The 26,531-nt window shown below is 55.1% G+C and carries 21 protein-coding genes; 7 read left to right on the plus strand and 14 right to left on the minus strand.

Going from position 1 to position 26,531, the window contains the following annotated elements:
• Positions 1-102: 102 nt before the first annotated feature.
• Positions 103-1,725 carry a phosphoethanolamine transferase gene (locus EBA_RS22010; RefSeq protein WP_192376732.1) on the plus strand — a complete coding sequence of 541 codons (1,623 nt, stop codon included), beginning with the start codon at positions 103-105 and terminating at the stop codon, positions 1,723-1,725.
• Positions 1,726-1,769: 44 nt separating this feature from the next.
• Here EBA_RS22010 and EBA_RS22015 read toward each other — a convergent pair whose 3' ends face one another.
• The 4 genes from EBA_RS22015 to EBA_RS22030 form a co-directional block, all read right to left on the minus strand.
• A complete protein-coding gene (locus EBA_RS22015; protein WP_192376733.1) occupies positions 1,770-3,815 on the minus strand; it encodes a serine/threonine protein kinase in 2,046 nt (681 codons plus the stop codon).
• On the minus strand, positions 3,784-4,071 hold the full coding sequence (locus tag EBA_RS22020) for a SelT/SelW/SelH family protein (protein WP_192376734.1): 288 nt from the start codon (positions 4,069-4,071) through the stop codon (positions 3,784-3,786). The genes EBA_RS22015 and EBA_RS22020 overlap by 32 nt, the downstream gene beginning before the upstream one ends.
• A gap of 3 nt (positions 4,072-4,074) precedes the next feature.
• On the minus strand, positions 4,075-5,445 hold the full coding sequence (gene mpl, locus EBA_RS22025) for a UDP-N-acetylmuramate:L-alanyl-gamma-D-glutamyl-meso-diaminopimelate ligase (RefSeq protein WP_192376735.1): 1,371 nt from the start codon (positions 5,443-5,445) through the stop codon (positions 4,075-4,077).
• Between the two features lie 62 nt (positions 5,446-5,507).
• Positions 5,508-6,029, minus strand: coding sequence for an ankyrin repeat domain-containing protein (locus tag EBA_RS22030; RefSeq protein WP_192376736.1), 522 nt, complete (start codon positions 6,027-6,029; stop codon positions 5,508-5,510).
• Between the two features lie 71 nt (positions 6,030-6,100).
• On the opposite strand from EBA_RS22030, the gene apaG reads away from it, so the two are divergent.
• From apaG to EBA_RS22045, 3 genes are all read left to right on the plus strand, one after another.
• Positions 6,101-6,478, plus strand: a complete 378-nt coding sequence (apaG, locus tag EBA_RS22035) for a Co2+/Mg2+ efflux protein ApaG (protein ID WP_192376737.1) — start codon at positions 6,101-6,103, stop codon at positions 6,476-6,478.
• Positions 6,478-7,311 (plus strand): symmetrical bis(5'-nucleosyl)-tetraphosphatase, encoded by an 834-nt coding sequence (locus tag EBA_RS22040; RefSeq protein WP_192376738.1) that lies wholly within the window; start codon positions 6,478-6,480, stop codon positions 7,309-7,311. The genes apaG and EBA_RS22040 overlap by 1 nt, the downstream gene beginning before the upstream one ends.
• 87 nt (positions 7,312-7,398) lie before the next feature.
• Positions 7,399-7,719 (plus strand): periplasmic heavy metal sensor, encoded by a 321-nt coding sequence (locus EBA_RS22045; protein WP_192376739.1) that lies wholly within the window; start codon positions 7,399-7,401, stop codon positions 7,717-7,719.
• Positions 7,720-7,780: 61 nt separating this feature from the next.
• Here the strand turns inward: EBA_RS22045 and speD are convergent, their stop codons facing one another.
• Positions 7,781-8,560 (minus strand): adenosylmethionine decarboxylase, encoded by a 780-nt coding sequence (speD, locus tag EBA_RS22050; protein WP_036277248.1) that lies wholly within the window; start codon positions 8,558-8,560, stop codon positions 7,781-7,783.
• A 4-nt stretch (positions 8,561-8,564) separates the two neighbouring features.
• A complete protein-coding gene (locus EBA_RS22055; RefSeq protein ID WP_192376740.1) occupies positions 8,565-8,984 on the minus strand; it encodes an OsmC family protein in 420 nt (139 codons plus the stop codon).
• A gap of 128 nt (positions 8,985-9,112) precedes the next feature.
• Between EBA_RS22055 and crp the strand changes: the two genes are divergently transcribed.
• On the plus strand, positions 9,113-9,766 hold the full coding sequence (gene crp / locus EBA_RS22060) for a cAMP-activated global transcriptional regulator CRP (RefSeq protein WP_192376741.1): 654 nt from the start codon (positions 9,113-9,115) through the stop codon (positions 9,764-9,766).
• A 30-nt stretch (positions 9,767-9,796) separates the two neighbouring features.
• Here the strand turns inward: crp and EBA_RS22065 are convergent, their stop codons facing one another.
• The 7 genes from EBA_RS22065 to EBA_RS22095 all read right to left on the minus strand — a co-directional run bounded on the left by EBA_RS22065 (position 9,797) and on the right by EBA_RS22095 (position 21,898).
• A complete protein-coding gene (locus EBA_RS22065) occupies positions 9,797-12,847 on the minus strand; it encodes an efflux RND transporter permease subunit (RefSeq protein ID WP_192376742.1) in 3,051 nt (1,016 codons plus the stop codon).
• A complete protein-coding gene (locus EBA_RS22070; RefSeq protein ID WP_225616394.1) occupies positions 12,847-14,019 on the minus strand; it encodes an efflux RND transporter periplasmic adaptor subunit in 1,173 nt (390 codons plus the stop codon). The genes EBA_RS22065 and EBA_RS22070 overlap by 1 nt, the downstream gene beginning before the upstream one ends.
• Positions 14,020-14,252: 233 nt before the next feature.
• Positions 14,253-17,378 carry an efflux RND transporter permease subunit gene (locus EBA_RS22075; protein WP_192376743.1) on the minus strand — a complete coding sequence of 1,042 codons (3,126 nt, stop codon included), beginning with the start codon at positions 17,376-17,378 and terminating at the stop codon, positions 14,253-14,255.
• Between the two features lie 106 nt (positions 17,379-17,484).
• Positions 17,485-18,612 carry an efflux RND transporter periplasmic adaptor subunit gene (locus EBA_RS22080; protein ID WP_192376744.1) on the minus strand — a complete coding sequence of 376 codons (1,128 nt, stop codon included), beginning with the start codon at positions 18,610-18,612 and terminating at the stop codon, positions 17,485-17,487.
• Entirely contained in the window at positions 18,609-20,075 is a 1,467-nt protein-coding gene (locus EBA_RS22085; RefSeq protein WP_192376745.1) for an efflux transporter outer membrane subunit, read from the minus strand. Before EBA_RS22085 ends, EBA_RS22080 begins: the two co-directional genes overlap by 4 nt.
• Positions 20,072-20,725, minus strand: coding sequence for a TetR/AcrR family transcriptional regulator C-terminal domain-containing protein (locus tag EBA_RS22090; protein ID WP_192376746.1), 654 nt, complete (start codon positions 20,723-20,725; stop codon positions 20,072-20,074). Before EBA_RS22090 ends, EBA_RS22085 begins: the two co-directional genes overlap by 4 nt.
• Before the next feature lie 387 nt (positions 20,726-21,112).
• A complete protein-coding gene (locus EBA_RS22095; protein ID WP_223146724.1) occupies positions 21,113-21,898 on the minus strand; it encodes a dienelactone hydrolase family protein in 786 nt (261 codons plus the stop codon).
• A gap of 162 nt (positions 21,899-22,060) precedes the next feature.
• On the opposite strand from EBA_RS22095, the gene EBA_RS22100 reads away from it, so the two are divergent.
• Both EBA_RS22100 and EBA_RS22105 read left to right on the plus strand, forming a co-directional pair.
• Positions 22,061-23,254, plus strand: a complete 1,194-nt coding sequence (locus EBA_RS22100; protein WP_192376747.1) for an MFS transporter — start codon at positions 22,061-22,063, stop codon at positions 23,252-23,254.
• 110 nt (positions 23,255-23,364) lie between these two features.
• On the plus strand, positions 23,365-25,605 hold the full coding sequence (locus EBA_RS22105) for a PAS domain S-box protein (RefSeq protein WP_192376748.1): 2,241 nt from the start codon (positions 23,365-23,367) through the stop codon (positions 25,603-25,605).
• Here the strand turns inward: EBA_RS22105 and EBA_RS22110 are convergent.
• On the minus strand, positions 25,602-26,510 hold the full coding sequence (locus EBA_RS22110; RefSeq protein ID WP_225616395.1) for a M23 family metallopeptidase: 909 nt from the start codon (positions 26,508-26,510) through the stop codon (positions 25,602-25,604). The genes EBA_RS22105 and EBA_RS22110 overlap by 4 nt on opposite strands.
• Positions 26,511-26,531: the final 21 nt, after the last annotated feature.

A 26,531-nucleotide genomic window follows, 5' to 3' on the forward strand; every position in this document is an offset into this window, starting at 1 on the left:
ACGGCCCCGGATTTCGCTGCGCTTCATCCAGGCTACTTGCTCTGTGCTAACCGAACGAACAATTACAGCTGCAATCCTACATAACACGCCCACTGGCAATTAATGAACCAAAGCAAACTCGCAAACCTTTTTCCCCCGGCATTATTAGTCTCGCTATTTATGGCTGTCTTTTGCAATATGCCGCTATGGCGAAAATTGCTCGAAGTTAAAGGTGGGCTATCGCTTAATATTGTTATTTTTTATGCGCCTTTTTTTATTGTTTTAATCGCATTATTGGTATTATTTTTCACAGTATTCCGCTTTAAATACCTATTTAAAGGCACATTGATTTTCTTTCTGTTGGCAACATCGCTAATAGAATACTTTATGCTGGCTTACGATGTGGTAATTGACAAAACCATGCTGCAAAATGCTTTGGAAACCAATCCAAAGGAAGCCCTGGAATTAGTTAATATTAAAATGTTTTTATACATTATCGTGTTGGGCATCATCCCTTCTATATTTATTTGGAATCGACCTGCGCAATATTATTCTTTTCTAAGGCAATTGGCCGCCAACGCCAAAACACTGCTTATCTGCGCCGTCACTATATTTATAACAAGTTATTTTTTTTACGGTGATTACACCTCGGTTTATCGCAATAACCGGGAGATTCGTTATTTGATCACCCCTGTTAACTTGGTGGATTCCTCTATTTCCAACGTCAGCCGTATTTTTAAATCAAACCACCCTTTGGTCGTTGTCGGCAACGATGCCAATCTATCTGCCAATCGCAATCATTCGACCAAGAAAAATCTGACAATATTGGTAATAGGTGAAACCGCCAGAGCAGCCAATTTTTCTTTAGACGGTTATGGCCGTCAAACCAACCCGCTATTAAGCCAAGAGCACATTATCAATTTCAGCCAGGCATATTCCTGTGGCACCGCCACTGCTGCCTCTGTGCCGTGCATGTTTTCCAATTTCGGTCGTGAACACTTTGATTCGTCAAAAGCGAAATATACTGAAAACCTGCTCGATGTGTTATCGCATGCCGGAATCAGTGTTTTATGGCGAAATAATAACGATAGTTGCAAAGGCGTATGCAGCCGCGTGACTTACGAGGATATGGCGCATTTAAATCTAAACGATTTATGCAATGATGAAGTGTGTTACGACGAAGTTTTATTACTACATTTACAAGAATATCTTGATAAACAAAATCAGGATGGCGTCATCGTATTGCACCAGCAAGGCAGTCACGGTCCTGGTTATAATTTACGCCACCCGCAACAATTCAAAGTTTTTACGCCGGAGTGTGATAAGGCTACGCTTAACGATTGTTCACAGCAGGAGCTTGTTAATGCTTACGACAACACGATTATTTATACTGACTTTTTCCTCAAAAATGTCATCGACTTTTTAAAGAAAAATAATCAAAAATATAATTCCGCGATGTTTTATGTCTCTGATCACGGTGAATCCCTAGGCGAAAAAAATGTCTATTTACACGGCCTGCCTTATTTTATTGCACCCGACGAACAAAAACATGTGCCTATGCTCAGCTGGTTTTCAGATGGCTTTATCCAAAATAACCACATCGATATTCCCTGCTTAAATCAGCACAGCGCCAGACCTGTCAGCCATGATAATTTATTTCACTCAATTTTAGGTCTTATGGGGGTCGCCACCCAGGTTTATAATGCTAGTTTGGATATATTTGCCGAATGTCGAAATAACTCGTAAGGAGGTACACCACCAAAGACCTTAGCAGCGCCAACGGCACAAAATCACCAAGCCTCCAAAACGACCACTTTCCACTGCCGATTTTCAGTGGGCCGCAAACTCACCCAGGAAGCAATGCGTCGCGACAGAGCCTCGTGACCGGCAGACTCGCTTTGGTAATAACCGACGCCGGCGTCCTGCTTGGAAATTTCCGTAGCAAGCTGGCGTAATTCCGGAATCTGGCTAAAGCGCTCCTCCCGGAACAGGTTGAGGCCAATCTCGTGCGGATCGGTGTCATAAAGGATCAGGCCATCGTCTTGTACTACCCATAAGGTACGATTTTCGGTTTGAATCCCTCGGGCCAATAAACCACCCAAAAAATCGGCGGCCTTGAAGCGAGCGGAAATAAAACCGGCGACGACTTTGCCGCGTTTGATAGGTACCACTAGCGTGACGGCCGCAAAACCTTCCGGTGCTTGATAAACCCGACTCATAGTCGGAATACCCCGTTCTCGCGCCACTATATTGTGCTCTAGCTGCGAAGTGTCTGCACCGACAGCTTGCGCGTATTTAGCGGGCGCAACCGCGGTGATCGTCCCCGGCGCCCGAGTCGCGGCAAAACTTTCGGCCCCCGGATAACTCAGGCGCAACGCTTCCAGCGCGCCGGTCATCGCCTGTCGGTCGGCTATATTCCGTACCGATACTGCAAGTTGTTCGATACCGATGCGAATTTCGTCGACGGCATCGCGTATCGTCGCGGCGACAGCATCGGCGGCGGTCAGATTGTCGTTGGAAATTCGAGTTACATCGGCCAGCGCGGATTCTACCCGCTGTTTTTCCAAGGTGACGGCCTCGGCTTCGGCGACAGCCAACTGCCGAGCGCGGTGCGCCTCGATGCCAAACTTCACGGCTACGCTGGCACCGATCATGATAGCCAGCAATACAGCGGCGGTCGCCAACAAGACTATTTTGTTGCGAGCGATGAATCGACGCAGCAGCTCGCTGCGCGAATACGCGTAGGCACTCACCAAGCGGCCGTCGCGATAAGCGCGCAATTCATCGGCTAGGGTTGCCGCATCCGGAAACCGCAGTGATTTGTCTTTGGCCAAGGCCTTATCGCAAATGGCGATCAATTCCGATGGCGCAGGCAACTTGGGATCGCGAGCCGAGGGCATCGGCGCTAACGAACTAAGTTGTTCCAGTATCTCATCAGCGCTACCGCGCAAGGGCGGATGGCCGGCCAACAAATAATAGAGAATGCAACCCAGCGCAAATACGTCCGAACGCGTATCCACGCCGCCGAAATTGGGATTAGCTTGTTCCGGCGCCATATACGCCGGAGTGCCGAGAATATCGCCGATCCGGGTCAAATCCGCATCCTCATCCGCCTGTTTTGGGACGGCAGACAGCAGCGGAGCCAGATCTGCTTCGTTTTCAACCTTGGCTAAGCCCCAGTCTAAGACAATAGTTTCACCGAACGGGCCCAAGACGATATTGCCGGGCTTAATATCGCGATGAATCACGCCTTTGGAATGGGCATAAGCCACCGCTTCGCAAACATCGATGAGTCTGTCCAACAAGCTCAAGCGCCGCGACAGCGCATGCTCAGGCAACACTTCAGCATTGCAGGCCTTGAGCGCCTTGGCCAGCGTATCGCCACGCACCAAGCGCATCACATAATAGGGTGCACCGCTTTGCTTCTTACCCAGATCGTAAACCGGCACTATGCCCGGATGCTCCAGGCGACCGGTAATGCGGGCTTCGCGGAGAAAACGCGCATTCAGTTCGGTATCCTCGTGCGCAGCTTGGTCCAGTAATTCCTTGATAGCCACTTCGCGGCCGATGCGCTCGTCAAAACCGAGCAACACCTGGCCGCCACCACCCACGCCCACGGCGCCGCGCAACGAATAATCGTCGTTGAATTTACCATCGGATGCAGGGTTGCCGTCCAGCACCTGCGGATAGGGGCGAAGTTTGATCCGAGTCAGATCGTCGCCTGGCGGTTTGATGATGGTGGCGTCGTCTTCCGGGAGCATAATCGCAGACAGCTTGGCCGTGCCTGATCTCAGTACAGCCGAATCAAGACTGTGGTGTGGGCTTGCGGTCGGCATGCCCCAGATCCCGCTCCGGGGCAATCTGATCGCGCACCAATTGCTTTAACTCGGTAATTTCCGGAAACCGACCTTGCTGTTTGCGGGACCAGACTAATTCGCCGTTGGCGCGCACATCGAAGATGCCGCCGGTATCCGGTTGCAGAGCCAATTCGCTCAGTTCCTGCTCGAAAGTGCTTAATAATTCCTGAGCCATCCAGGCCGCGCGCAATAACCAACGGCATTGGGTGCAGTAGCGGATTTCGACGCGGTTCATTGCTTACAACTCATCCCGCAAGCGTTTATAAATGCCGCCGAAACTACCGTTACTCATCAACAACACATGGCAAACGCCGCCAGCTTGCGCCTTGATAGTGGCGATGATAGTTTCCAGGCTATTGCAAATCTCGATGTTGTTGGCGTATTTCAACAGCTGACTCAAATCCCAGCCCAGGTTATCCGGCTGATACAGGATGGCCTGGTCAGCCTGGCCCAAGGATTCCGCCAGGGATTGGGTATGCACACCCAGACGCATGGTGTTGGAGCGCGGCTCGACGATGGCCAGGATTTTTTCGTCGCCGACTTGTTGGCGCAAGCCATCCAGCGTAGTTTTGATCGCAGTAGGGTGATGGGCAAAATCATCGTAAACGGTGACGCCAGCGCTTTTGACAATGACTTCCATGCGTCGTTTGACGTTCTGGAATTGCTGCAAGGCCGCTATTGCATCTTTTGCCAGAATGCCGATATGCCGGGCGGCGGCGATGGCAGACAAGGCGTTGTAGACGCTATGGCGACCGGTCAAGGTCCAGTCAACCGTGCCTTGCTCTTGCCCGGCAAAACTGACGCTAAAGCGGCTGCCGTCGGCTTTCAACAAGTGAGCCTGCCAATCGCCTTCGCGGTCGATTGCGGTCTTTACGACCGGCGTCCAGCAGCCCATTTCCAAAACTTCAGTAACATGCTGTTCACAAACAGGGGCGATGATCAGACCTTCGCTGGGGATAGTGCGCACCAAATGGTGAAACTGCTTTTTGATCGCGTCCAGGTTTTCGAAGATGTCGGCGTGATCGTATTCCAGGTTGTTCAATATCGCGGTGCGTGGGCGGTAATGGACGAATTTGGAACGCTTATCAAAAAAAGCGCAGTCGTATTCGTCGGCTTCGATCACAAAAAAATCCGACTCGCCCAAACGCGCAGAGATGCCAAAATTCAGCGGGATGCCGCCGATCAGAAAGCCGGGTTTGAAACCGTTATATTCCAAGACCCAAGCCAACATACTGCTGGTGGTGGTCTTGCCGTGAGTCCCGGCCACCGCCAACACCCATTTGTGTTGCAATACGTGCTCGGCCAGCCATTGCGGACCCGAGATATACGGCAAGCCTAAGTTCAATACCGCTTCCACCTCTGAATTGCCGCGCGACATGGCGTTGCCGACGACGACCAAGTCCGGCTTGCAGTCCAGATTTTCGGCCTTGTAGCCGTTCATCAGCCGAATACCTTGCTCTTCCAACTGGGTGCTCATGGGCGGGTAGACATTTTGGTCCGAGCCGCTGACGGTGTAGCCCAGTTCGCGGGCGATTAGGGCCAGGCCACCCATGAAGGTGCCGCAAATGCCGAGGATATGGATGTGTAGTGGCTTTTGTGATTCTGTCATTTCTGATAATTTTAGCGGGGTTTAAGATGGCAGTCTGGAAATTCGGTTTTGGACTGGTGGCATCATTTTTTGGGTTCTTCCGGCTTTTTTTCCTCGGCGGGTTTGGGCTCGCCTTCGATTTTTTCTTCGACTTTGGCTTCCGAGCCCTTGGCACCGGCCGCCTCTAACAGTTTAACGATGTTTTCGCGACCAAGCTTTTTGGCCTTATCGAGAATTTTCACGCTCTGGTTATCCACGGCATTGACGTTGGCACCGACGGCAATTAACACACCAACGATGTCCGCACTGCCGAACATTACCGCATCGGTTAGCGCGGTGGAGCCCAGTTTATCCGCCAGATTGACGTCGGCACCATAAGCCAGCAGCGCCTTGACAATCCGTAAATTGCCGTTAAAACTGGCAGCCATAAGCGCTGTGCGGTCCGTCTCCAGCTTACCATTGACGTCCAGCCCTTGCGCCAAAAGCGCCTCGACACGATCTAACTTGCCGGTCGCCGCGGCGGCAAATAAGTCTTTATTGTCTTCGGCAAGTGCCTGCAAGGACAAGACAATCAGCCCGGCGCTTAGAAATCTGCGGATATTCATCGGATTGCTTGCTTGCGTTTGGGTATGAGTTGGGGTGAAATAAGGCAAATACTGATTTACATCATCTATCAATGAGCGAAAAAAACAAAGTTTTAGTTGAAGCCCAACCCTACTACATCGAGGCCCAATCGTCCCCCGAGCAGAACCGCTATGTCTTTGCTTATACGGTCACTATCACCAATGTCGGCTCCACGCCGGCAAAGCTAATGACCCGACACTGGTTGATTACCGATGCCAACGGCAAGGTACAAGAAGTAAATGGCGATGGCGTGGTGGGAGAAAACCCGCATCTCAGCCCCGGCGACTCGTTCCGCTATACCAGCGCGGCGATGATAGAAACCCCGGTCGGCGTGATGCAGGGCAAATATGAAATGCAGTCGGACGCCGGCGAAAATTTTAACGCAGCCATTCCTAAATTCACTTTATCGATACCTAGAACACTGCATTAATGGCGATTTATGCAATTGGTGACATTCAGGGCTGTTACGACGAGTTCCGCCGCTTACTGGACCATATAAGCTTCGATCCCGGCCAAGACCAACTCTGGCTGGCTGGCGACCTGGTGAACCGTGGCCCAAAATCGCTGGAAACTTTGCGATTTGTGAAGGGTTTGGGGTCGGCGGCCGTTACCGTGCTCGGCAATCACGATCTGCATTTGATTGCGACAGTGGTATCGCTGGGCAAAGCCGGCAAGAAAGACACGCTGGGCGACATTTTACGAGCTGAAGACTGCGAAGAACTGATAGCCTGGTTACGGCATCAAAAGTTATTCCATCACAATGACGACTTTTGCATGTTGCACGCCGGATTGCCGCCGCAGTGGGATTTTGAAACCACCTTGCGCATGGCGCGCGAAACCGAGCAAGCCATGCAAAGCCCGGATCACGAACGTTTTTTCAGGTCCATGTACGGCAACAAGCCGGTGGTCTGGCGCGATGATTTGCTCAAAACCGAAAAACTGCGCTTTGCGATCAATTGTTTCAGCCGACTGCGTTTTTGCACCGTCGACGGCGTCATGGACTTTGGGCCGAAAGGTGCGCCCGGCAGCCAGCCCGATCACTTAATACCCTGGTTTGAAGTACCTGGCCGCAAAAGTATCGATATGCGCATCATCTTCGGTCATTGGTCCACCCTGGGCTACTTCGACGGCTATAACTGTTATTCGATAGACACCGGTTGCTTGTGGGGCGGCCAACTGACGGCACTGGAGCTGTCGGAGCAGCCCAGACGCTTCAGCATCGACTGCGCGGCCCTGCAAAATCCCAAGGCCTTTTCATATTAGTGAACTTTTGCCGGCGCGCCGACACCAACTTAGCTCGCAAGCCGAGCAGGTTCGGCTTGCCACATCAACTTTACCCGAGATTATCCCATGCGAAAAAAACTGCTCCTCGCCGCCATCCTAGCCTTGCCTTTAACCGCTTTCGCTTATCCCAGCGAAAACGACTACGGCCAGCCGGTGGATCACAAACTCGAACATTTGAACAAACTGCTGCAACTCAGCCCTGAGCAAAAAACCAAACTGGAAGCGATCTTTAAAGAGCAGCACGATAAATTCCGCGCCATCCACGAAGAATCGCACAGCCGGATGAAAGAGGTGTTAAGCCCGGAACAAATGCAGAAAATGGACGACTTGCGCAAGCAACATCAAGAAAAAATGCGCGAACAAGCCCCGCGTAAGCCCGCTCCATAAAAAAAAACGGCCTCAGCGGTAGCTTTTCCCGCTGAGGCCGTTGCTCGATTTAGCGCGTTTTTTAAGAAAAATTCCGGCCGTAAAAAATCTCGGCCATTTCTTCCTGCAGCATTTCCTGAATCTCTTCCTGTTCATCGTCGCTGAAATTACTTTCCTTTTCGAACAAGTAATTTTCCAATTCGGTTTCCTTCAGCATCATCTTGGTGTGGAAAATATTTTCCTGATACACGTTGACATCGATCATCTGGTACAGCTCTTTGGTGCTTTCCGCGATGTAATTCTGGATCGAATTGATTTTATGATCGATGTAATGCTTTTGACCCGAGACGTCACGGGTAAAGCCGCGCACCCGGTAGTCCATGATCACGATGTCGGACTCGAAGCTGTGAATCAGATAATTCAAGGCTTTCAGCGGCGAAATCTGCCCGCACGTGGAGACATCGATGTCGGCCCGAAAAGTACAAATATCGGTGTCGGGATGGCTTTCCGGATAGGTGTGCACGGTGATGTGGCTTTTATCCAAATGCGCCAGGATCGTATCGGGTAGTGGCCCCGGCGACTCTGAATTCATGCCGGCCGGAATCACCGCACCTTCGGAAATCAACATCGTGACGCTGGCCCCCTGCGGGTCGTAATCCTGATGGGCGATATTCAAAATCTGCGCGCCGATAATGTTGGCCACGTCTTTTAAAATCTGGGTCAAACGCTTGGCGTTATACGCTTCGTCGATATATTCGATATAGGCTTTTTCCTGCTCTTTCGGCGCGTAGCAAACGTCGTAGATATTGAAACTCAACGATTTGGTCAGGTTGTTAAACCCGTGTAACTGTAATTTGCTCAACCGATCAACCCTCTATAACTTCAAAATCATGACTTATTTCTACACCCGCTCTGCCCAACATAATGGACGCCGAGCAATATTTTTCGGCGGATAATTTAACAGCCCGCTCCACTGCGGCGACCGGTAAATTTTTGCCGGTCACCTTGAAATGCAAATGAATTTTGCTAAACACGGCCGGCACGGTATCCACCCGTTCCGCTTTCAGCTCGGCAGTGCAATGCACAATGTCATGCCGGCCCTTTTGCAAAATATCCACCACGTCGAACGACGAACAGCCGCCCATGCCTAACAGCAGCAATTCCATGGGCCGCACACCCAAGTTGCGACCACCGTGATCCGGTGGCCCATCCATCACCACCGTGTGTCCGCTACCGGACTCGCCGACGAACAATCTACCGTCGACCCATTTAATTGTCGCCTGCATGCTAAACCCCAACCAGAATCAAAATTGTCGCGAATTTTACATCGAACCCGTCAAATGTCTTGATTTTTTTGCAAAACTACTGCACCTTGATAGGGTAACCAATCTAGTTCACAGAATTATTACAAATTATGAGCTTTGTTAAACAAAACAAGATTTCTCCAGCCGCCCTGGACGCCTTTTTACGCTTCTGCCATGTTAGGAGCTATCCAGCCAAAATCACCATCGTCCGGCCCGGCGATGTCGGCGACAAGTTACTGTTCGTAGTCGATGGCTCGGTCAGCGTCAGCGTCGAAGACGAGGAAGGCCGCGAACTAATCCTGGCCTACTTGAACAAGCACGATTTCGTCGGCGAGATCGGCGTGTTCAAAAACGCCGATACCCGTAGCGTGCTAGTGAAAACCCGGACCAAATGCCAGATGGCGGAAATCGGTTACGAACGCTTCAAAATGCTGCTAAATGCCGACTTACGCGACCAGGCCGTCGAAATTCTGACGGTACTGGGAGAGCAGCTATCGACCCGTTTGCTGATTACCAGCCGCAAATACCGCGACTTGGCCTTCATGGACGTGGAAGGCCGTATCGCCCGGACGCTGTTGGATTTGGCCAAGGAACCGGACGCGATTACCCATCCGGACGGCATGCAGCTGCATATCACCCGTCAGGAAATCGGCCGCATCGTCGGTTGTTCGCGGGAAATGGCCGGCAGGGTCTTGAAAGAGCTGGAAGACAAGGGCTTAATTACCGCGCACGGTAAAACCATCGTGGTATTCGGTACCCGCTGAGACAGGTTTGTAGGGGCGTAGTTACGCCCCTCAGCCTTTCAACCCAAAACGGCGTACCAGACTTTGACGAGCGCCATCAACGTAGGTAAACACCACCGGCACCACCAGCAAACTTAACAAAGTAGAGCTGATCAAGCCACCGATTACCGCCACCGCCATCGGCTGACGAAAACTGGCGTCCGCACCCCATCCCAACGCAATCGGTAACATGCCGGCAATCATGGCCACCGTCGTCATGACAATCGGCCTGGCTCGTTTATGACACGCATCCAACAAGGCATCATGCCGGCTTAGGCCATGCTCCCGCATCGCCAACAACGCATATTCCACCAACAAGATCGAATTTTTGGTGACAATGCCCATCAACATGATCAAACCTATCATCGACGGAATATTTAACTCTCCGCCGGTCAGCAACAATGCGATAAATGCTCCCCCCATCGACAAAGGTATCGCCGACAGGATGGTCAAGGGCTGAAAGAAATCCTTGAATAGCAGTACTAACACGCAAAACACGCACAGCAAACCGGTCAACATCGCCATGCTGAAACTGCCGACCAATTCCGCCATAATTTCGGCGTCGCCGGTCCGGATCAATTTAACGCCGGACGGCATATTCACCACCGCCGGCAAAGTTTTGGCGGCGGCCAGAGCCTCACCCAAGGACATGCCGCCCAGTTCGGCGTTAACTGTGACATAGCGGCGGCGGTCGTACCTATCCACCTGCGCAGAACCGCTGGCTAAGGACAATTCTGCCACACTGGATAGCGGTACCAATCTATCCCCCGCCCTAACTCTCAGATTAGCTAAGACCTGTAAATCCTGCCGCGCGGCATCGGCTATTCTTACTCGAATGGCAAGTTGGCGGTTATCCAGATTCAGCTTGGCCAGTTGGGCATCAAAATCACCGCTGGTGGCAATCCTCACCGTTTCGCCGATCAGCTCGGCCGTCACGCCTAATTCGGCAGCGCGCTGCCAGTCCGGCCGAATTGCGATTTCCGGCCGTTCCAGGCTGGCGGTGGAGCTAATGCTACTCAGGGTGCCCACGGTACGCAAATCGCGCTCCAACGCCTGTGCACTGGCTTTTAACGCCGCCGCATTATCGCTGGACAGTATCAAAGACATTTTCTCGCCAGGGCCGCCAATCCCAATGGAAAAGCGGGCGCCCGGCACATCTCGCAACGCCGCCCGTACTGCCTGCTCAATCTGCGTTTGATGCGGCCGCTGCTCCCGAGCGCTTAAGGTCATGGTCAGCGCGCCCTTGCGTTGCTCGCCGGGCCTGGTCACGCCGCCACCAACCAATTGACTGCTGCCGACTGCGGTAAAAACGTGTTCGACTCCCGCCAGTGGTTGCAATACCGCTCTCGCCGCTTCGGCAACGCGGCCTGCATCGTTTATCGAGCTACCCGGAGGCAACTCAAGTTGCACGGTGGTATAACCGCGATCAGCGGGCGGCACAAAACCCCCCGGGATCAAGGGCAGCAATACACAAGCGCCGATAAAAAATAGCGCGGATAGCAGCATGGTGGTCTTGCGATGGCTCAAAGTCCACTGCACAGCTTTTAAATACCTCGGCATCAACCTACCATCGACGGCGGCCGGATGATGGCCTTCGGTGAGTAAGTAAGCCGCCAACATCGGCGTCAGCAAGCGCGCTACCAGCAAGGACGCCAGCACCGCAACTACGGCGGTCCAACCGAACTGCCGGAAAAACAATCCTGACACGCCGCTCATCAGCGCGGTAGGCATAAACACCACCACCAGCGTCAAGGTGGTGGCGATGACCGCCAGCGCGATTTCATCGACCGCTTCCGCAGCAGCCTGCCGGATGCTCTTGCCCATCCGTACATGCCGGGCAATATTTTCGATTTCCACAATCGCATCGTCCACCAAAATCCCGACCACGATAGCCAAAGCCAGCATGGTCAGCATATTCATGGAAAACCCCAGCCAATGCATCACCGCAAACGTCGGCAGAATCGACAAAGGCAGGGCCGAAGCCGACACCAAAGTCGCCCGCCAATCGCGCAAGAACCACCACACCACCAAGACAGCCAACAGCGCGCCTTCGTAGAGCATCATCATCGAACCTTCGTACTGCTCTTGCGAATACGCGACCGAACCGGAAATCAAAGTAAAACTCAAGGACGGATCGGCTTCGCGCAGCCGCGCCAAGGCCTGTTCCACCTCTTTAGCGATACGGGTTTCGTCAAAACCCTTGGCCCTGTAGATGTTGAAACCTATCAATGGCTTGCCGTCCAACGCGGCCAATTGCGTGCGTTCGGCAACCGTATCGCGGACTGTGGCGATTTGATCCAAGCGCACCTCATGACCATTGGCTATTGCCACTGGTAAGGCCGCCAGTTCGCTGGCCTGCCGCACCGTAGCCAGTGTGCGCACGGATTGCTCCGCCAAGCCTAAATTACCCCGACCGCCGGAAGACTCTTGCTGCACTTGCTTCAAAGCTCGCGACACATCGGTCGCGGTGACGCCCAACGACGCCAGCCGCACCGGATCGACTTCCAGTTGAATTTCGCGTTGCACGCCGCCCAAACGCTCGAAACGACCAACGCCTGCTACACCCAACAGTATCTTGCCGACGGTGTCGTCCACCAGCCAGGACAAGGCTTCTTCGTCCAACTTGGCCGAGGCAATCGCGTAGGTCAAAATTGGCGCGCCGCCCACTGTCACCGCGCTGATACTGGGTTGCAGCACGCTGCTAGGCAAGTCCGAGCGCACCCGGTCCACCGCGTCCTTGGTTTCGATCAAGGCATCCGAGAGCTTTTTCTCCAAGATAAATTCGACGTTGATTTGCACCGAACCATCGGTGATCGAGGTGCGAATATGCTTCAAGCCGGATAAGGTGGCGATCGAATCCTCGACTTTGCGCGCCACTTCGGTTTCGAGTTGTGCCGGCGCCGCGCCCGGTTGACTAAGCTTAACGATAACGCTGGGCAAATCCAGATCCGGCAAGCTCTGTATCGATAACTGCTGTAAACCGCGCAGCCCGGCGAGGGTCAACAAGATAAACAGTAAAATCGATGGAATCGGGTTGCGAATCGACCAAGAGGCAAAACTCATCAATCAACCCTCGCCGCCGGCTCCGGAGCGATGTGCACGAGATCGCCATCGTTGAGAAAGCCGGCACCTTCCACCACCACTCGGTCGGTTTCGCTCAAGCCGTGGACAATTTCAATTTCCACGCCTTGCCGCCGGCCGGTATCGACCTCCTGTAAACTAACTGGCGAAGTAGTGGCAGCGCTGTGCAGCTTCAGCACATAGCTGCGGCCGTCGCGAATGACCACACTGGCCGCCGGCACAGTCAGCGCCGGGCGTTGACTTAACTCGATACGACCGCTGGCATACATACCGGCCCGCGCATGGCTGCCAGGCAGAATATCGGCATACATAAGGCCCAGCCGGGATTGCTCATCCAGAGCCGGCGCCAATTGTCGTACTCTGGCTTCGGCAATGCTGCCGTCCGGAAGACTAAGCTGAGTCGCTTGGCCTGGCTGAATTTGCGCGATTTGTCCGGCAGTCAATTCGCCGCGCCATTCCAACCGATTTTGCCTGATCAACCGAAACAACTCCTGGCCACTGCCGGACACTGCACCCAATGTCGCCAGTCGCGCACTAATCGCACCGTCGTCGGGCGCGCGTACCTCGGCGTACCCCAGTTGCAGCTGCTTGGCCGCTAACTGGGCCTTGATCGCATCGACCTGCGTGCGGGCGATTTCCGCTTCGGTTTCGTAACGCAGCAATTCCTGTTGACTAAGTGTCGCGGCATTTTTTAGTTTCAACACCCGCTGTTCATTGGTCTCGGCCTGGACGGCAGTGGCCTGAGCCTGGGCCAGATTAGCCTTCAATTGCGCCAGATCGGCTCTCAGCATGTCCGTATCGAAGCGCGCCAACAACTGACCACGTTTGACCTGATCGCCAACATTGACATTGACTTCGATTAACCTTAATCCGGATTGCTGAGCGCCAATGACGGCCTCTTGCCAAGCCGCAATCGCCCCGGAGGCCTCAATGGTGGTCGGCCATTGCCGCCATTGCGGAGCGGCCCGGGTAACCGTTAAAGCCGGCACGGCTTGCGTCGGAACGGAAGCATCCGGACTTTCCAGCCGTAAAGACCAGACTATAAGTACTGCAGCCAGCACGGTAAAAACCCCTGCAAGCAGTGCGCCGCGAGCCGTGCCGCCCTGCGAATGACGCTTATAAAAGCTAATAGAGCACGTTAGGTGTGTCATCATGACGAAAAATCTCGGTAAACATTTACTCAGGGCCAAGTCTATACGACAATTTAAGGCTGAACCATTCGGTTTAAATTTCGCCAATCGATGGCCTATTCACCGATGCTGCGCCAACCCGTTTGAAAAAGTCGGCTTCGAACATTAGGTTCTCCCGGATTGCAGGACGAAAGGAACCGTACACACTGAAAGATCCACGTACCGCGCAGAACGATTCCCTCGGGCTATTCAATCACCTAGTCCGCCCTGGCTTCGCCGGAATTTGCCGCGACATTCTCCGCGACCGGCCAATGTCGCGGTTGCCGGATCAAGCCGACAATATGGCGGACAAAACTCAAAATATCGTCAATAGCCGTATAGGCCACCGGAATCACCACCAAGCTCAGTGCGGTAGAGGTCAGCAAGCCGCCGATCACGGTAATGGCCATCGGCGCCCGGAAACTCGGGTCGGCACCCAAGCCCAGGGCGATAGGCAACATGCCGGCGCCCATCGCGATCGTCGTCATCAGAATCGGTTGCACCCGCTTACGGCAACTATCGATCACCGCGTCGAATCGGCTCATGCCGCGCTCGCGGCGGGCGATCATCGCGTATTCGACCAGCAGTATGGAGTTTTTGGTGACCACGCCCATCAGCATCAACAGCCCGATCACGCTGGGCATCGCGAAGCTGCCGCCGGTCATCAGCAAGGCTAAGAATGCCCCGCCCAGCGATAAAGGTAGTGCACCGAGTATCGTCACCGGCTGGCTGAAGTCGCCGAACAACAGCACCAACACCACGTATATACACAACACGCCAATCGCCATCGCCCCGCCGAAACTACCGAACAGCTCGTTCATCCGTTGTGCGTCGCCGGACTCTATGGTGCGCACCCCGGCCGGCAGGTTTTGCATGGTCGGCAATTGCATGACTTCAGCCAACACGTCGCCTACCACCCGCTCGCCCAACTCGATTTCGAAAGTGGTGTTGCGCATCCGGTCCAAGCGGTCGATTTGCTGCAAGCCGCCGGCCAGACGAATGTCGGCCAAGGTCGCCAGACTGACGCTGCCGACGCGTCCTGCCACCCGCAATTGGCCGATTTCGTCGAGGCTGTGGCGCACGGACTCGGCCAGCCGCACCCGAATCGGGATTTGCCGTTGCGGCAGATTCAGCTTGGCCATCACGTTGGCATAGTCGCCGTAACTGGCCACCCTGACCACTTCGGCCAAGGCCTCGACCGTGACGCCCAATTCGGCGGCTTTATTGAAATCCGGGGTAATCTGTATCTCCGGACGTTGCAAACTAGCGCTAGACGTAATGTTTCCCAGGCCGCTGACTTGCCGCAGTTCGAGTTCGACCGCATCGGCGGCCCGGCGCAGGGCTTGCGGATCGTCGCTGGCCAGGGTCAGCTGCAGCTTTTCGCCGCTGCCGCCGCTGCCTACGGCCACCCGCACGCCGGGCAGATCGGCCAGCTTGTCGCGTATCGCCGCCTCGATCGTAGCTTGCTTATAAGGACGTTCGGCGCGGTCGCGCAGGCTCAGGGTTAAGGAGGCCTTGCGCACTTCGTAGTTGGTGGTAGCAGCGTCCGGCCCACCTCCGCCGCTGCTGCCAACGCCATCCGCGCTAAAGACTTGAGTGACGTCCGGCAACTCGCGCAAGCGACGTTCCGCTTCGGCGGCGATGTTGCGGGTTTGCGCCAGCGTGCTGCCCGGCGGCAATTCCAGCGCAACCTTGGTTTGACTGTTGTCGGACGCCGGTACGAAACCCTTGGGCAGCAAGGGCATCAGGCTCAGCGAACCGGCCACGAACGCCACCACGCCAACGCCGACCGCCCAGCGATGGCCTAGACACCAGTCCACCACCTGCAGATAGGCCCGCATCACCGGGTTATCGCCGCTGTCGCGTTCCGGATGCGGCTTCAGCAGATAGGCCGCCATCATCGGCGTCAACAAGCGCGCCACCAACAACGACGCCAGTACCGCTGCCGCCGCAGTCATGCCGAATTGGCGAAAGAATTTGCCGGGTACTCCGCCCATGAACGCAGTCGGCAAGAACACCGCCACCAAGGTAAAGGTGGTGGCGATCACCGCGAAGCCGATTTCGTCGGCGGCGTCCATTGCCGCCTGCAGCGGCGTTTTGCCCATTCGCAAATGCCGGACGATGTTTTCGATTTCAACGATGGCATCGTCCACCAAAATCCCCACCACCAACGCCAAGGCCAGTAAAGACAAAATGTTCAAACTAAAACCGAAGTACCACATCGCCGCGAAGGTCGGCAGGATGGACAGGGGTAAGGCGACCGCCGCGACCAGTGTCGCCCGCCAGTCCCGCAAGAACCACCAAACCACGATCACGGCCAGAATGGCTCCTTCGTACAGCAAGTGCATCGAGCCGGTATAGTTGTCCTCGACCGGCTGGACAGTGTCGAAGGCCTCGCGGATGCTCACTTGCGGATGCTCGGCGGCGAATTCGGCCAGCGCCGCGCGCACGGCTTCCGCCACGGTCACTTCGCTGGTGCCTTTGTTGCGGACGATGTCGAAGCCGATGACCGGCCGGCCGTCGAGGGTCGCGTAGGTGGAACGTTCGGCGATGGTGTCGGTGATGTCCGCAATTTGATCGAGTTTGATGTGGCTGCCGTTGGCGAGCGGAATATCCAGGTTGCGCAATTCGCCGGCCGTCGCCACCCGGCCCAAGGTCCGCACCGCCTGCACGCCGCCGCCGATGTCGCCGCGGCCCCCGGATGCATCCTGCTGGACTTTTTTCAATTGCGTCGCCACTTCGCTGACCTGCGCGCCCAAGCCGGCCATGCGTACCGGATCGAGATCGACGTGGACCTCGCGATCGACCCCGCCGGTACGCGTCACCCTGCCGACGCCGTTGACCGCTAGTAAACGCTTGCTGACATCGTTATCGACGAACCACGACAGCGCCGTTTCATCCATATTCTCGGCGCTGACCACATACGTCAGAATGGCGTTACCGGCCGTTGTGGTCTTGGAGACGATAGGCGCGGCCATGGCCGACGGCAGTTCGGCGCGGGCACCATCCACCGCGTTGCGCACTTGGTTCAAGGCCTCTTCGGCATTCTTGTCGATGTTAAACTCGACCTTGATCGATACCGAGCCGTCGGTGATTGTGGTGCGTACGTGCTCGACGCCGCCGATGGCGGCGATCTTGTCCTCGATCTTGCGCGCGACTTCGGTTTCCAGCTGCGCCGGCGCCGCGCCTTCCAAGGTGGCGGCGACGGTAATGGTCGGTACTTCGATGTCCGGGAAGTTTTGCTTGCCCAAGTGTTGTAAACCCAGGCCACCCAAGATGGACAGCACCGCGAACAGTAATAAACTGGGCACCGGTTTGCGGATAGCCCATGCGGAAAAGTTCATGATTTTTGCTCCTACGTCCGAGACCGCGATGCGATACTGGGGCGCTAATCAATGGCGATGCGTTAAGCAGCGCCGGTGTAAGGGTGGCGGATAAGCGCGCCGGTCGTTAGTTGTTAGGCGTAACGCTGACGATGTCGCCGTCCTTTAAAAACGCACCGCCGTTAGCGACCAAGCGGGCATCGCCGCCAATGCCGTCGCGGATTTCCACCCAGTCGCCGACCCGGCGGCCGGTGACGACGCTACGTTGAATCACCGGTTTGGCGGTTTGCTCGGCCGAGCCGGACAACTCGGCGATTTCGAACAAGTAATCGCGGCCGTCCCGCAAAACCAATGCGGTCTGCGGCACGACCAAGGCGGATTGCGCGCCGACGACGATGCTGCCTTGCAAATACATGCCCGGCTTGGCCCCGGCGTTCGGAATATCGACGTAAACCAGCGCGTTGCGGGTGGTGTCGTCCACGGTCGGCGCGGTCATCCGCACATTGCCGATCACACCGCCGCCGTCGGGCAAGCTCAATTCCACCGCTTGGCCGACGCGGATTTGGGCGAGCTGCTGGGCATTGACTTCGGCCCGCCACTCCACCCGCCCCTGACGCACCAGCCGGAACAACTCGGTCCCGGCCGCGACCACATCGCCCAGACCGGCGCCGCGCGCCGAAATCACCCCGTCGTCCGAGGCGACAATGTGCGTCTGGCTTAAACGGATCCGCTGATTTTCCAGCTCCGCTTGCGCCAAGGCCAGATCGGCGCGGGCGGTTTGCTCGGCGATCACATATTCATCGATTTTCTGCGACGACAAGGCGCCGCTGTCTTGGATTTCGCGAGCGCGGGCAGCGTCGGCCTGGGCTTTGGCCAGATTGGCTCGGCTTTTGTCGACGCTCGCTTGTTGTTTGTGCAGTTCGGCGAGGACGGTGTCGTCGGCCAACACTGCCAAATCCTGACCGCGCTTAACCCGGTCGCCGACATCGACCAAGACTTGCTTGATCCGCAAACTGCCGATTTCGGCGCCGATTTTGGCCTCTTGCCAAGCCGCCACCGCGCCGTTGACCTTGATAGCCACCGGCCAATCCTGTCTAGTCGGCACCAGCGTTTCGACCGCCAAAACCGGCTTGGATTTAGCGGCGACCGCCGCCGGCGCCGGCGCGCTGGTCAGGACCGGTATCGCGATGCTTAAACCGGCCAAGGTGATGCCGGCCAGCCAGGTCGGTAACGAAATGGTTTGATGGAATTTCATAATGACTCCTCGCGCTGGGTGTCGCCGGCGCTCAATTGCGTGTCCTGGGCGCGCCAACCGCCGCCCAGGGCTTTGTACAACGCGATCCAATACTGCACGCGATTTTGTTGTTGGGTGATGTGACTGATTTCCTGATTGATCATTTGACCGCGCGCGTCCTCCAGCGATAGCAGACTCAGGCCGCCGGCGCGCCAGTTGAGCTCGGCCGCCCGAAAATACTGGCGATATTGCTCGGCGCTGCGGCCTTCCACGCTTTCCCGTTGCTCGGCGCCGTGCAGATTGACCAAGGCTTGTTCAACTTCCTTGACCGCAGTGCGAATGTCGCCCTGGTAGGTAGCCAGCGCGCCGGCGTAAGCGGCTTCGGCGCTATCCACCTTGGATCGCAACTCGCCGCCGTCGAAGATCGGCAGGGTGATGGTCGGCCCTATCGACCAGGTGTTACTGCTCAAAGTGAAGCCGGTGGTTTCGGTTTTGCGTTTGCCGATCGATCCGGTCAGGCTAACGCTGGGATAGCGCTTGGCGACCGCGTTGCCGATGTCGGCACTGGCCGCCGCCAATTTGCGCTCGTCGGCGGCTAAATCCGGACGCTGGGTCAGTAAATCGGCCGGCACGCTATCCACTTGGAATTGCGTGGGGACCGGTATGCCGCCGCCAGCCGCCAGCCAAGCGCGCAAATCGGCTTCGGCCAAACCCGTCAACGCCACCAAGGCCTTAACGGTGTTGTCGCACTCGGTGCGTTGGGCGATCAGACTGGATTCGCTGGCATGCAGGCTGGCGTCGGCCAATACCGCGTCGGCCGGCGACGAAAATCCCGCGCCGGCCAGCACGCCGGTCAAGCGCGCGGTGTCTTGTTTCGAAGCGATCGCGTTTTGATAGGCGGCCGCCGTCAGTTGGCAGGCCCGGTAACTCACATAATCGCTCGCCACCTCGGCCGCCAAACTCACTTTAGCGTTATGCAGGTTCAATTCGGCCGCGGCCAGTCGAGCCTGCTCGGCCTGCCGGTTGAAGGCGAATTTGCCGAACAAATCCAGCTCCCAACTGGCATCGAGACTGCCGGACAGGATTTGGGTAATGCCGGTATTGAAACTCGAGCCGCTCGCGCTGGTGGTTTGCGTGCTGGTGCCAGTGGTAGTACCACCCTTGGAGCGAGTGAAAGAGCCTTTGGTGGTCAGGCTGGGCATGCCCCCCGCCTCCGCGCCGGCCAGGCTGGCGCGCGCCGACGCGATATTCGCCACGGCTTGCGCCAGCGTCGGGTTATCCTGTTCGGCGGCCTGCAGCAAGCGGGTCAACAGCGGATCGTTGAACTGGCGCCACCAGTCCAGCCGCTTTGCCGCACCGGCGGCTTGGGTGCCTTTGGCTTGCCATTGCGCCGGGGTGTCGATGGTCGGCCGGACGTAGTCGGGAAACACACTGCAGCCGGCCAAGGCGCCGCCGGCCAGGATCGTCAATAAGGCCGTTCTCATACAGAACTCCCGCCGGCAATGCCGAATAAAAACACCTTAACCACGAATTCAACGTGGGCGCGGGCGTCCCAATCGGCCGCTAGGCAACCGAATAGCGCCTTGTTTCTCGGCTCGGCAACCAACATTTCCAAGAACAGGGCCGCCGCGCGCTGACGATCTGTAGCGGATAAGCCGCTTAACTCGTCGTGGCCGCTCAAATATTCGGCAAGCATCTGGTAAATCCGCTGGGGGCCGCTGTTCTCGATCAAATCGCTCAATTCCGGAAATTGCCGCGCCTCGGCAACGCCCATGCGGTAAAACGAGATCATGTCGGGCTGCATCACTTTAGCCAGCAATGTGTCGCCGAGCGCGATCAAGCCGTCACGACAAGACATCGTGGCTAGATTATCGATACCTTGCATTTCCGAAATATCGGAATCGACCAAGCGGTCCACCGAGGCTAACATCAGTTCGGCCTTGTTTTTGTAGCGTTCGTAAATGGTCCGGGTCGAGACGCCGGCCGCTGCAGCAATCTTGGCGATACTCGCGTTGGCGTAGCCCTGGCGCATAAATATCGTCAAGGCGCTATCCAATAAATACTCACTGCGCTCGGTTTCCGTGCCGGCCTTGGGGCGTCCTACTTTTGGTTTTTTGGTTGTTTCTGTCGCCATCGCTGTTCCCGATAAAATAAAAACAAAACGTTTCATTTTTATTATTTCCTAAATTTACGCACTTTACAAGTACGCATGTCAGAAATTGGATAATGGCGGCATAACCGGAAGCTTATCTAGGCAGGGGGATGTGCGTTCTTGCCGTGCGGCACAGGCAGTTTGCTGCCCGATGTTTCTGGGCGTGTGGAGAATGTCGCTTGCTTAGGTCGGACTGTTGTCAATGCGCCAGGTATTTTTACGGCCCATTGCGATGTGAAGTGCAAAAATAGATTGATTCAACGCCTGTTGGGAATTGAAATCCAAAGACGTCAAGCCAAAGTCGAACGAGCAGTCAGCGTATTTGTCGCGGTCTATACGCTAACTGCTGCCGTATTGAGTCTAGATTCGTTATTGCTTGAACACTTCGCCAAACAATTGCTGCATGGCTTCCCAGGATTGCTTATCCGCGTCGGCGTCGTAAGCGATGGGCAAATCATTAGCTTTGCCCAACCTATCGGCATCGGGGTTGGTAAACCCGTGGCGCGCGCCGGGATAGTTGACGAAACGGTAATCCACGCCGGCTTGGGTCATTTCTTTTTCAAAAGCCGTAACGCTATCGGCACTGACAAATTCGTCGGCCGCACCGTTCAACACCAATACCCGCGCCTTGACTTTCCCGGTCCGCGCCGGCGTTTGCGTAGCAAGAGTGCCGTGAAAACTCACCACCGCCGCCAGATCGGTGCCCAAACGCGCCATATTCAATACCGTCGCGCCGCCGAAACAATAGCCTATCGCCGCAATCTTGCCCTTATCAACGCTGGCTTGTTTTTGTAAAAAGGCCAACGCTGCCGTAAAGCGCAGTTGCGACACACCGGCCCGTTCCACCACGTTATTCATGAATGCCGACGCCTCGGCGGCATGCTCGCTGGATTTGCCGTCGCCGTACATATCGACCGCCAGCGCGGTGTATCCCAGCTCCGCCAACATCTTCGCGCGTTGCCGGGCGTAGTCGTTCAAGCCCCACCATTCGTGGACCACCAACACACCGGGCTGCTTGTCGCCCTTCGCGTCATCCCAAACCAGATAGCCCTTTAGCGTGGTATCGCCGGCGGTATAGCTGACGGTTTGCTCCTGCAATGCCGCTTGCAAACCGGAACTGAACAATAAAGCCAAAAAGAATAAGGCGCGCATCATGAAAACCTCCCGTTGAAAATATGGCCTTACGTTTACACCGCTAACGGATATTGTCAATCTTCTCTCCTGCCTTACAACGATAAATTTCCACCATGGCGGCAGGTTTTACAGCAAACTAGACGCAGCGATTTCCTTTAACCAAACGGCAAAAAAAGAGGCTCTATGACGCACTCCGGCGCAAAACCTATCTGGCGACAAATCCCCAAAGGCGTTTGGGCATTGGGCTTTGTTAGTATGTTGATGGATATTTCCTCGGAAATGATCCACAGCCTGCTGCCGATATTCATGCTCACCACCCTGCATGCCAGCAGCCTGAGCATCGGTTTAATCGAAGGTGCCGCGGAAGCGACCGCGCTGATCGTGAAGGTGTTTTCCGGCGTGCTCAGCGACTATCTGGGTAAGCGCAAAAGCCTGGCCTTGATAGGCTACAGCCTGGGAGCTCTGACCAAACCTTTGTTTGCCGTCGCCGGCAGCAGCGGCATGGTCTTGACGGCACGCCTGTTGGATCGGGTCGGCAAAGGTATGCGCGGCGCACCGCGCGATGCCCTGGTAGCGGACATCACCCCGCCGGAAATTCGCGGCGCAGCGTTCGGTTTGCGGCAATCACTGGATACGGTCGGCTCTTTTCTCGGGCCATTGCTGGCGGTGGCGCTGATGCTACTCTGGGCCAATGATTTTCGGGCGGTATTTTGGGTAGCGGTCATCCCCGGTCTGCTGTCGGTGATGATGTTGCTGTTTGGTGTGCAGGAACCCAAACATATTCAGCGTTCGCAGCACGGTAATCCCATCAAGCGCGCCAATCTGCAACACTTACATGCTGACTATTGGCGCGTAGTGATTATCGGCGCAGTGTTCACGTTGGCGCGTTTCAGCGAGGCATTTTTGGTGCTGCGCGCCCAACAAAGCGGCATTCCGATTGCACTATTACCTTTGGCAATGGTGGCAATGAACATCGTTTATTCGGCTACGGCTTACCCGTTCGGCAGACTTTCCGACAGCATATCGCATCGAAAATTGCTGGCCTGGGGACTATTAGTACTGATCGCCGCCGACCTGGTATTGGCCAGTAGCGCCGATTGGCGGGTAGTGCTCGCCGGCGTGGGGCTGTGGGGCATACACATGGGCATGACCCAGGGCTTGCTGGCAAAAATGGTTGCCGACACCGCGCCAGCCGACCTCCGCGGCACCGCTTACGGTTTTTTCAATCTGGTAGGCGGTATCGCCATGCTGATAGCCAGCGTCACAGCCGGTTTACTGTGGGATAGCTACGGGGCGGAGTTTACGTTTTTTGCCGGCGCAGGATTTTGTGCCATTACGCTATTTATCCTGATTGCTCATCAGTCGTTGCAGAAGTAAAGCTGAGCAAGGAAAAATTTTGACAATGACTTACAAAGATGTAAGCTTTGGCTCACAAAATATGCCGTAAATGGCTGAGCCTTTCAGCCGCGTAAGTATTTAAATCCAGTTTGAATCAAACCCTACTCAGCCGTTTACAGCGTATCAGTAAATTTCAGCTTTGGCTGATGTCGGTTTTGCTGGCCACGCTACTCACCGAATCGATTGTCACCGTGATGGATTTGCTGCTGAAAGGCCAAATCAGCTTTGATTATCTAATTACCGGCTTGGTCGCTTCGCTGATTGTGGCATCGCTGATCTGCGCCATGATCATCGCGTTTTTGGAGCAACTGATCGGCTTGAAAGAGGACAATGTCCAGCTAAGCTCTATCGTCACGGCATTGCCGGTCCCGTTGGCACTGTTCGATGCAGAACGCAATCTCCAAATGCTTAACCCAAAATTTACCACGGTGTTTGGTTACGAAATCAGTGATATTCCCAGTGTGTCCGAGTGGCGTCTGCAAGCCTTCCCTGACACAGCCTATCGCGAAACGATAGACGCGGAATGGCAAAAACGTTTAGAAAATAGCGACCTTGAGTTTCAACCTCTGGAAATCAAAATCCGTTGCAAAAACGGTCTGTATAAACATGTCATGGCCACCGCAACCCGAATAGATCGAGCCGGCCGTCAGTTACAACTGGTAATGCTCTACGATATTTCCAAACGCATCGAAGCGATGAACGCACTCGCCGAGTCGCGGAGCTTGCTGCAATCGGTGATCGAAACCATACCCATGCGAGTATTTTGGAAAGACGGGCAATCACGCTATCTCGGTTGCAATTCGCAGTTTGCTCGAGATTGCGGTTTGAGCGGAGCAGAAGACATTCTCGGAAAAACCGATAATCAATTGTCCTGGCGAGATCAGGCAGAAATATACCGCAACGATGATCGCTTGGTGATGCACTCGAATTTGCCCAAACTGGCCTACGAAGAACCGCAAACCACCCCCGATGGCCGGGAGATTCTGCTGCGAACCTCCAAAGCACCGTTGCGAAACAGCGATGGCAAAACCGTCGGAGTACTAGGAGTATACGACGACATCACCGACCTAAAAAAAATCGAAAACGAGTTATGGCTGACCAAAACCATGATAGACAAAAGCAAAACCGCTTTTTTCTGTCTTGACCCGCAGGGCGTGGTGACTTACGTCAATGATTACGCTTGCCAGTCCTTGGGCTATGCGCGGGAAGAATTGGTTGGCATGAAGCCTTGGGAATTCGATCCGGACTTACTGGCCGGCACCTGGCCAGGTATATGGGACCGCTTGCGCGACTGCGAAATCGTCAGCCACGAAAGCCGCCATCGGCGCAAGGACGGCACGACGTTTCCCGTCGAGCTCACCTGCCACTATATCGCTCACAATGGCTTTGAGCTGAGTTTTACCTTTGCGCAAAACATAAGCGAACGCAAGCGTCTGGAGACTGAATTACGGATTGCCGCGACTGCTTTCGAATCGCAGGAAGGCATGATGATAACCGACGCCGATACCGTGATTGTAAAAGTGAATAAATCATTTTCCGAAATTACCGGCTACTCAAGCGAGGAAGCCATCGGCCAAAAAATGAATTTGCTCAATTCCGGGGTGCACGATACGCTGTTTTTTGCGGAGATGTGGAATTCAATCGATAGCAAGGGCGTTTGGCAAGGTGAAATCTGGAATCGGCGCAAGAACGGCAATATATTTCCGGAATGGCTAACCATCAGCGCCGTGAAAGGCGCAGATGACTCGATCACCCATTATGTCGGCACGATGATGGACATTACCGCACGCAAGGCGATAGAACAACACATTCATCATCTGGCCCACTTTGACGCACTGACGGACTTGCCTAACCGCACGCTGTTGATCGACCGCCTGCATCAGGCCGTCGCCCAAGCAAGACGCGAACACGGACTGCTTGCCCTGCTTTATCTAGACCTGGATAAATTCAAGCCCGTCAACGACAGTTTCGGCCACGATGTCGGCGATTTATTGTTGAAGGAAGTCGCTAATCGACTGGAGGCCTGCGTAAAGCGCGAAACCGATACCGTGTCGCGCTTGGGCGGCGACGAGTTCGTAATCTTGCTCAGTCAATTGGACAGGCACACAGCCGCCGAACTGGTAGCGGAAAATATCTTGGTCAAATTGAACCAACCGTTTGTGATTCAACATCACACGCTGGATATTTCTTCCAGTGTGGGCATTGCCATCTATCCCGATGACGGCCTGGATGCGAATACCCTGATAAAAAACGCCGACTATGCCATGTACCAAGCCAAATGCGCCGGTCGCGGCTGTTTCCGGTTTTTTAGGCGCGAAACCGCTCGCTAGTTGCCGATTGCCGGCTTAGGTCCGTATAACCACAAGCCAAGTTGCGGCTCCACGGCCAGCCCCGCGCCGTCAGAGAATTGAAACGGTACGGAAATCAGTTCCATGCCGCGATTGATCTGCACCGCAAAATGCAAATGCGGTCCGGTCGTCAATCCGGTATTGCCGGAATAGGCGATCAACTGTCCTGTCACCACCTGCATTCCCGGACTGACCTGAGCCTTTTCCAGGGCCAGATGCGCGTAAACAGCCATGGAACCGTCCTCATGCAAGATCCTGATGCTATTCGCCTTGGTAGCATAAGTTTGGCTGGTGCCATTGCCGAGGTAATCGTTTTCCACTTCCAGCACAATGCCGCCGCGCGCCGCGTAAATCGGCGTGTCGACCGGCATCATTATGTCTACCGCATAGCGATTTTGTTGATCGTGATGACTGTAAGGACCATTAAAAGCTTGGGTAATTTGAAACTGCGCACCGGCCGACAAAGGTGGCTTGTAAAGCGTCTGGCTCACATAGCCCGGTAAGGGCCGGCCAATCACATAGCTGTATTGCAGATTAACGCTGTAAGACCCCGCCCGCTCGTTGGGAATAAGCGAAAACAAGCTGCCGGATTGCCCGGACTCAACGACAAAGCGGCGCGGCAAATCCGGATTGGCGCTGACATTTTCCCGCTCTCGCCAATCAACTGCCAGTTCGACAGGCCCAGGATACGCATTTAGCGCAAAAAAACTTGGCCGCAGTTGATCGGCGGTTTTTTCCAGCCAAACGCGTTTTGGGCTGGCGGCTTTTAGTTGCCTGACTTCTGCCGGCTGATTAGCCGCGGGCTCTTGGTCGGTAAAATACCAATTGCCTTCGGCATCCTGATATTTATAGAGTTTTTTCGCTAGGCCCGCACTGGAAACCAGCATTAACGAAAGCGCTAAAATTCG

The sequence above is a fragment of the Methylomonas albis genome, assembly GCF_014850955.1.
Lineage (GTDB): Bacteria > Pseudomonadota > Gammaproteobacteria > Methylococcales > Methylomonadaceae > Methylomonas > Methylomonas albis.